This is a genomic window from Intestinibacter sp., assembly GCF_034113885.1.
In the GTDB taxonomy this organism is placed as follows: Bacteria; Bacillota; Clostridia; order Peptostreptococcales; family Peptostreptococcaceae; genus Intestinibacter.
In genome coordinates, this window is record NZ_JAXEWM010000221.1 from 1 (window position 1) to 2,030 (window position 2,030).

Genomic DNA, 2,030 nt, shown 5'->3' on the forward strand with positions numbered 1-2,030 from the left:
GGTGGATATATGTTAAGTGTAAATGAAGCTCTTTCCTATGATGAGGACGCAATAGGCATTGGAAGAAAAGGAACAATAGATAATCCATATATTTTAAAAGCACCTTTTTGGACAGTAGATACGCTATTTTATGCTATTCCAAGAGGAAACTTTGACTTGAATTTTGTTTTTGATATTTTTCAAAATATTGATTGGAAAAAGAAAGATGAATCAACAGGAGTTCCAAGCTTATCAAAAACTGTAATTAATGAAATTGCTATTTTGACACCCAAATATGATGAACAGAAAAAAATAGGCAAATACTTTAAACAACTTGATAATCTTATCACCCTTCATCAGCGTAAGTTAGAACACTTACAAAAGCAAAAAAAAGCGTTGCTACAGCAGATGTTTATATAAAGAGAGCTGATTATAGAACTTTTTAAATTTTATAATTATAGAACTAAAAAATGTTATATTTGTTACATATAAAATAACATTTTTGGGGTCATTTTTGTTATATTATTTGTTATACCATGACTTAAAATAGCATTTTTCCTAGGTTTTCAGCCTATTATAAATAAGAAAAATAAATATATTGATATTATATATAATAGGTTGAAAATTAAAAAATGTTATATTTTTTTATTTTTGAATGTGTCCTAGGATACATTCAAAACTTTAGGAATATCAATTTTAAATTAGGGAGGTAAATCATGAGAAAAATTATTAAAAAATTAGTAATGATTCTGAAAAAGTTTTTTGTAAGTTCAAATCCATTTTTTGATGTGAGAGATACTCAGCTAACAGAGCAGGAATTAAAAGAACTGAAAGAATTGGAAGACTGGATAAAGAATAAATGATATAGTATAATTATATCAAAATATGTTTCCTAGGAAACAAAAACAGGTGAGTATATGAAGAGAGATGAAGTAATACAAATGCTAGAGGCTGGTGTATCATTAAAGAAAATTAGCGATACATTAGATATAAATTACAATACCGTTAGACAAATATCTGTTTCCAACAATCTTTTAAAAAAATTTTCTTATTTGGATGAGAAGAAAATAAATAGATTAAAAGAGTTAGGAAATAATATTAGAGCTTTAGCTCCAATAAAGGAAGATAAAGAAGCTATAAATATGGTAGTGGAATATATAGAAACGGAGTCTAAGATTACTAGGCAGGATTTAGAAGGTTTAGTAAGTGATATAATTTATATAAAGGAACATAGTAAAATCTTAATAAATAACTATAAATTCAGCATTGAGTGTATAGAGGAAAAGATAGGATTCATTAAAAATAAAATACAGAAAATAAGTGATATAGATGGTGTAAAAAAAGATTTGGAGTTGCAATTTAGATATATTAGAGAATTAAAAGATAAAGAGCTTAAAATGGGGTATCTAAATTTAGTGGCTTTAAAATGTACAGAGGATAGGCTTTATTATGCTTTAGGTAGAATAGTAAATATAAATTTATGGAACAGACTAAGGAGAGCAGAAGCTATAGTTCCAGGAAGTAACGAAATTTTGGATATGGAGAAGTTCATTACATTAACAAAAAATGTTATGAAGAAGAATAATTATTTTAAGAATGCAGATAAAGTTGATAATGTTTTAGCAATAAATAGAATGACTGTAGATAAACAATTAGAGCCATATTTGTTGGATTTAAATAATGAGATAGTTAATTACAACGAGAAGATTGATGAGTTGAGAAATAAAATGAAAGAAGCAAGTAAGGATGCAATTAATAATTATTTTGCAGAGAGAGAGCTGAGAAATGAGTTTACAAAGAATGATAGTATTACTCATGCTAAAATACAACAAGGTGGAGCTAAGTGGCTTTTCAATAAGGGGTACGTTGCAACAATAGAGCTACCAGTTGATAAGTTTAAGTTTGATGTTATAGCTTACAATAGAGATGAAGAAATTGTAATACTAGAGGCAAAGGCAAATTATTCAGATTTAGTTGGAGATAAAAAAATAGAAAAATATATGAAATACTGTGATAAGTTATATTTGTTAAGTAATGATGCTTATATATGT

General features: G+C 26.8%; 3 protein-coding genes. All 3 read left to right on the forward strand.

From position 1 onward, the window contains the following. Positions 1–399 (forward strand): restriction endonuclease subunit S (locus SPD90_RS13430; protein WP_320925558.1); only part of this gene is annotated, 399 nt, incomplete at its 5' end. A 296-nt stretch (positions 400–695) separates the two neighbouring features. After that, positions 696–842 carry a hypothetical protein gene (locus SPD90_RS13435; protein WP_320925559.1) on the forward strand — a complete coding sequence of 49 codons (147 nt, stop codon included), beginning with the start codon at positions 696–698 and terminating at the stop codon, positions 840–842. 54 nt (positions 843–896) lie between these two features. Then, positions 897–2,030, forward strand: a 1,134-nt coding sequence (locus SPD90_RS13440) for a helix-turn-helix domain-containing protein (RefSeq protein ID WP_320925560.1), incomplete at its 3' end; no start/stop codon positions are given.